Source organism: Candidatus Erwinia dacicola (assembly GCF_001756855.1).
Lineage (GTDB): Bacteria > Pseudomonadota > Gammaproteobacteria > Enterobacterales > Enterobacteriaceae > Erwinia > Erwinia dacicola.
Window position 1 is genome coordinate 1 of sequence record NZ_MAYS01000121.1, and the last position, 4937, is coordinate 4937.

Sequence of the window (4937 nt, forward strand, 5' to 3'; positions counted from 1 at the left end):
CAGTAATAGGTTAAGTGATAGAAAGTGTATGGAAATATAGGAGCCAATCCATGAGAAGGAAGAGAAAGTGAGAACTTTCACTTTGCGCTATCCGGAGTCGTTTGGTGAGCAGCTGGTGCTGGCAGCAGCGGAGCATCAGCTGTCGCTTAACAGCTATATTGTGGCGGCTCTCAGCAAAAAAATGAAAAAAGCTTGGAGCGAAAACAGGGTCGGGCATGCCGGACCTCTGCGGCTGTCAGTAGCGGTGATAGCCTTTCTGCGCGTTGGTCACTTTCACTAGGTAGCGGCGTGATTCCGCTGACGGATGGTTGGTGGTTAGCTGCTGATAGACTTGCGCCGGTGACATCTCGTTAATGTTGCTGAAGGCTCGATTTTTATCGCTGGAGAATACCCGCAGCACGCTGCCCGCTCCACCGTTGTAGGCGATGATGACCGCATAGCGGCGCGAGGTGCTGTTGCTGATGCTGGACAGATAGCTGCCCTGCAAGATCGACAGGTACGCGGTACCGGCATCGATGTTGTTTTCCGGGTCCAGCAGATAGCTACGGCTCGGCTTGCCCCATTTCCCCTTCATACGGAAAACGTCGACCCCGGCAGTATGCTGCACCACCTGCATCAGACCCAGCGCATCCGCATGGCTGACCGCATACGGGTTGAAGCTCGATTCAATCTGCATAATCGCCAGGATCAGCGACTGATCGACGCCGTATTTCTCGGCTGCTTTACGAACCATGGGCAGGTATTTGTGCGCACGCTTGTCCAAGTGATTTGGCACCATCAGAATGGTGACGGACCAGATCACATGCAGGCCGGAGTTACGCTTTTGCAGCTTATGTTGGATCAGGTAATCCGCAAAGCTGGCAGCGCGGCCCTGCCAACGGATTGGCTGGCGGGTGTTATCCAGCACCTGGCCGTACAGCAGCGGCTCTTTACTGATCTGAATATCGTTAACGTCGGAGTAGAGATCGACATTACCCGGATCTTCGCCGATCAGCAGGGTCGTGATAATCGCTTGGCGCAGGCTGGCTATTGGATCCGTTCCGGCGATGGTTTCGATGGTAATGCTACCGGTGTCGAAGTTGATGTGGCTACGGGTGTAATATTGATCGCTGTACTTCACGTAATCTTTTGAACCGGCGATCAGTACTTCGTTAATGCCCCAAATATTCTCAATGTTGTGGGCAAACTGACCCATCAGGATATCATAGCCATTGGTGTCTTTAACCCACTCTTCATGATAGTTATTTTGTTTCTTGCCGGAGCAGGACATCAGTAATGGTGCAATAACCAGCAGACTTATCAGTTTCTTATTCATCGTTTAATGCTTCGCCTACAATTGAGAGGGCCTCATCTGTGAGGCCCAACGCTTATTCTTCTGGCAGGGTATAACCTTCGATATGGACTTCATGGCCTTCAAACAGAAACTTAATCATCTCCTGCTCCAGCAGCTTACGGTCATCTGGATTCATCATGCTGAGTTTCTTTTCGTTGATCAGCATAGTCTGTTTTGCCATCCATTGTGACCAAGCTTCTTTAGAAATCTCGTTGTAGATGCGTTTACCCACATCGCCCGGATACAGCTGAAAATCCTGCCCTTCGGCGTCACGTTGCAGGAACGTGCAAAAAATAGTTTGGCTCATTACTCTTCCTCTGTCGTGCGAGCGCTCAGCGCCATTTGCTGCGGCTGACGCAGCTTCTGTAGCAGACGTTCCACCGGCGCGGCCAGCCCTACGGCGGGCGGTTGCACTAAGTTATACCAGAGACCCGGCCCGGCATCCATTGCCACACGGGCAGAAGGCAGATCCAGCCACATAGGCACGATATCCAGATGGAAATGGCTGAAGGTGTGGCGGAAGGCGGTCATCTGCTGCAGCGGCTGGTCATCCACTCCGTTGTTGCGTAACGCTTGGCTCAGCTCCTCTTCAGTGCTGTACTGCGGGAAGCAGAACAGGCCGCCCCACAGCCCCACCGGCGGGCGCTTCTCCAGCCAGACATCCTGCCCCTGCTGCATTAGCAGCAGCCAGGCTGTGCGGTGCGGAATGGTCTGCTTCGGATTTTTGCCAGGGTACTGTGCCCAGCTGCTGTTAGCATAGGCAACGCAGCCGAGGTTCAACGGGCAGATCTCGCATTTGGGTTTGGAGCGCGTGCAGACCATTGCGCCCAGATCCATCATCGCTTGGTTAAACTGGCTGACTCCCTCGGCTGGGGTTACGTCTTCGCTGATCTGCCACAGGCGTTTATCCACCTTTTTCTTCCCCGGCCAGCCGTCCACCGCATAGCATCGCGCCAGCACGCGCTTCACGTTGCCGTCAAGAATAGGGAAGTGCTTACCGAGCGCCAGAGAGAGGATAGATCCGGCGGTAGAACGCCCGACGCCGGGCAGGTTAGCGACCTCTTCGAAGGTCTGCGGGAAGAGACCGCCATGCTGCTCGACCACCCTTTTCGCCGCTTTATGCAGGTTGCGCGCGCGGGCGTAATAGCCGAGGCCGGTCCACAGGTACAGTACCTCATCCAGCGGCGCGGCGGCGAGGTCGGTGACGGTTGGGAAACGCGCCATAAAGCGTTCAAAATAGGGGATGACGGTTGCGACCTGCGTCTGTTGCAGCATCACCTCGGACAGCCAGACTTTGTACGGCGTTTTTTCCAGCTGCCACGGCAGGGTTTTCCGCCCGAAACGTTGATACCACGCCAGTACCTGCTGAGAAAATTGTGCTGCCTGCATCATCGAAACCGCCGCCGTGTCGTTGCTAAAAATCAGGCAGGGATTCCAGCACAGACAGTAAGGAGTGTAAACCGGATAATCACGGTAATTTGTTGTCGCATCGCTGACCGGATGCTGCCAGTGATGCCAGCGACGTCTATACTGCTAGCCGGGTAATCTGACAAGCAGGGCGGTCTTTATGTTTTGCCTTCCTGAAGGCATAATGCCCGCTTTCCAAAGTGCACAGCCGCAGGCAGAATTATGAAAAACGATGTTATCTCACCGAAATTTGACGAAAATGGTCGCGCTATGCGCCGGATCCGCAGCTTTGTGCGCCGCCAAGGCCGTCTGACTAAAGGTCAGCAGCAGGCGCTGGATCAGCTGTGGCCGGTGATGGGTGTTGAGTATCAGTCGGAACCGGTCGATTTAACCACGCTGTTTGGCCGCGATGCGCCGGTGGTATTAGATATTGGCTTTGGCATGGGCGCTTCGCTGGTGTCGATGGCGGCCAGCAATCCACAGCAGAATTTCCTCGGCATTGAAGTTCACTCGCCGGGCGTGGGGGCTTGCTTGGCTACGGCCCATGAAGCGGGCGTCGATAACCTGCGCGTGATGTGCCATGACGCGGTGGAAGTGCTGAACACCATGATCCCGGATAATTCGCTGCGTATGGTGCAACTGTTCTTCCCCGATCCGTGGCATAAAACGCGCCACAATAAGCGCCGCATCGTGCAGGTGCCGTTTGCCGAGTTGGTGATGCGCAAGCTGAAGGTGGGCGGCGTGTTCCACATGGCAACCGACTGGGAAGCCTATGCTGAATACATGCTCGAAGTAATGAGCAGCATCGACGGTTACAAGAACCAGTCGGAAACGGCTAACTGGGTGCCACGCCCGGAATCACGGCCATTAACTAAATTTGAGCAGCGTGGCCAGCGTCTTGGCCACGGTGTTTGGGATCTGATGTTTGGGAGGGTTAAATAATGGCTACACAACGCAGTCGTCGTCTTCGTAAAAAAATGCACATTGATGAGTTTCAGGAGTTAGGTTTTTCCGTAGGCTTCACATTCCCGGAAGGCAGCAGCGAAGAGACCATCAAGAGTACGGTTGATGCCCTAATCAATGAAGTGATCGACCCTAACGGCCTAGCGTTTGACGGCAGCGGTTACCTGCAGTGGGAAGGTCTGATCTGCCTGCAGAAAATCGGTAAATGCACCGATGAGCACCGCGAGCTGGTTAAGAACTGGCTGGAGGCGTGTAAGCTCAACGATGTCAAAGTAACCGAACTCTTCGACTTCTGGTGGGACTAACTTGTCAGGACTGACCTCGAAAAAGAGGGTCAGCCCCTACATAGAGAAAGCTCATCACTCATTGTAGGGGCCGATCTTTTTTCGTTCAGCCCTTTCTCTATCAAGGAGCGAAATTTATGCGCAAAGCGCTTTTCAGCGGGGCATTACTGCTGCTGGTCACCGGTCAGGCACAGGCCGATTATCGGTGCAGCATGAATCCCCGAGACGACATCATCATCAGCCCGAACTTGGTTAAGGTGGTGGGTGCCAGCGGTAAACTGGCAATCTCTCCGGTAGGCGATGTGCAGCGCAACGGCAAAGTGGTCGATGTTGACGCCGCCACGCGCCAGAAAGCCATTGATTACCAGAACGCGCTGCGCCGCGACCTGCCGTTGATTGATCGCGGTGCCCAGCAGCGCCTAGAGAAAGGCCGCGTGGCGCTGGACCGGGTGGTGGTGGAGAAGCTGGGTAAGAACAGTAACGTGCGTAAGCGCCTGACGACGCTGGACGGCCAGCTGAAGCAGCAGATGGACCGCATTATCGAGCACCGCAGCGACGGCTTAACCTTCCACCATCAGGCGGTCAATCAGGTGCGTCAGGACGGTGAGCAGCTGGTGCAGAACGCGCTGGGCGGCGTGGTGCAGGACAGCCTGAACGAGATGGGCGGCAAGCAGACCAGCAGCGATAATCCGCTGCAGACGATTATGGGCAACCTTGGTGGTTTACAGCAAGCAATTCAGGCTGAGTGGAGCAATCAGGAGCAGGATTTCCAGAACTTTGGTCATGAGGTGTGTAATCGCGTGACAACGCTGGAAGGGCAACGCAAAGCGTTGATTGCCGCTCTTAAATAATCGTAATCTTATGCGGGCTGGCCGAAAAAGAAGGTCAGCCCATGTCTATTATTTCCACCAATCGTAATGAACGTAGCGCCCTTACAGGGCGAGCGTCAC

The 4937-nt window shown here is 54.7% G+C and carries 7 protein-coding genes; 4 read left to right on the plus strand and 3 right to left on the minus strand.

Going from position 1 to position 4937, the window contains the following annotated elements:
• The first annotated feature begins 67 nt into the window (after positions 1-67).
• Positions 68-280: a toxin-antitoxin system HicB family antitoxin gene (locus BBW68_RS20520; protein ID WP_342449364.1), complete on the plus strand. Its 213-nt coding sequence runs from the start codon at positions 68-70 to the stop codon at positions 278-280.
• On the opposite strand, the gene mltC is transcribed toward BBW68_RS20520, so the two are convergent.
• Genes mltC through mutY form a run of 3 tightly spaced genes read right to left on the minus strand, consistent with a single transcriptional unit; the run spans position 236 to position 2722 of the window.
• Positions 236-1315 (minus strand): membrane-bound lytic murein transglycosylase MltC, encoded by a 1080-nt coding sequence (gene mltC, locus BBW68_RS03720; RefSeq protein WP_070134051.1) that lies wholly within the window; start codon positions 1313-1315, stop codon positions 236-238. The two genes, BBW68_RS20520 and mltC, sit on opposite strands and share 45 nt — an antisense overlap.
• A gap of 52 nt (positions 1316-1367) precedes the next feature.
• Complete coding sequence (locus tag BBW68_RS03725) at positions 1368-1640, minus strand: oxidative damage protection protein (protein WP_070134052.1); 273 nt, start codon at positions 1638-1640, stop codon at positions 1368-1370.
• Positions 1640-2722 carry an A/G-specific adenine glycosylase gene (mutY, locus tag BBW68_RS03730; RefSeq protein WP_186821261.1) on the minus strand — a complete coding sequence of 361 codons (1083 nt, stop codon included), beginning with the start codon at positions 2720-2722 and terminating at the stop codon, positions 1640-1642. Before mutY ends, BBW68_RS03725 begins: the two co-directional genes overlap by 1 nt.
• A gap of 240 nt (positions 2723-2962) precedes the next feature.
• Between mutY and trmB the strand changes: the two genes are divergently transcribed.
• From trmB to BBW68_RS03745, 3 genes are all read left to right on the plus strand, one after another.
• Positions 2963-3682 carry a tRNA (guanosine(46)-N7)-methyltransferase TrmB gene (trmB, locus tag BBW68_RS03735; RefSeq protein WP_070134054.1) on the plus strand — a complete coding sequence of 240 codons (720 nt, stop codon included), beginning with the start codon at positions 2963-2965 and terminating at the stop codon, positions 3680-3682.
• Positions 3682-4008, plus strand: a complete 327-nt coding sequence (locus BBW68_RS03740; RefSeq protein ID WP_070134055.1) for a YggL family protein — start codon at positions 3682-3684, stop codon at positions 4006-4008. Before trmB ends, BBW68_RS03740 begins: the two co-directional genes overlap by 1 nt.
• A gap of 116 nt (positions 4009-4124) precedes the next feature.
• Positions 4125-4838: a YggN family protein gene (locus BBW68_RS03745; RefSeq protein WP_070134056.1), complete on the plus strand. Its 714-nt coding sequence runs from the start codon at positions 4125-4127 to the stop codon at positions 4836-4838.
• Positions 4839-4937 lie beyond the last annotated feature (99 nt).

Coding starts and splice junctions, on each gene's coding strand:
- BBW68_RS03745 (WP_070134056.1), top strand. CDS start 4,125: ATGCGCAAAGCGCTTTTCAGCGGGGCATTACTGCTGCTGGTCACCGGT.
- mutY (WP_186821261.1), bottom strand. CDS start 2,722: ATGCAGGCAGCACAATTTTCTCAGCAGGTACTGGCGTGGTATCAACGT.
- BBW68_RS03740 (WP_070134055.1), top strand. CDS start 3,682: ATGGCTACACAACGCAGTCGTCGTCTTCGTAAAAAAATGCACATTGAT.
- mltC (WP_070134051.1), bottom strand. CDS start 1,315: ATGAATAAGAAACTGATAAGTCTGCTGGTTATTGCACCATTACTGATG.
- trmB (WP_070134054.1), top strand. CDS start 2,963: ATGAAAAACGATGTTATCTCACCGAAATTTGACGAAAATGGTCGCGCT.
- BBW68_RS03725 (WP_070134052.1), bottom strand. CDS start 1,640: ATGAGCCAAACTATTTTTTGCACGTTCCTGCAACGTGACGCCGAAGGG.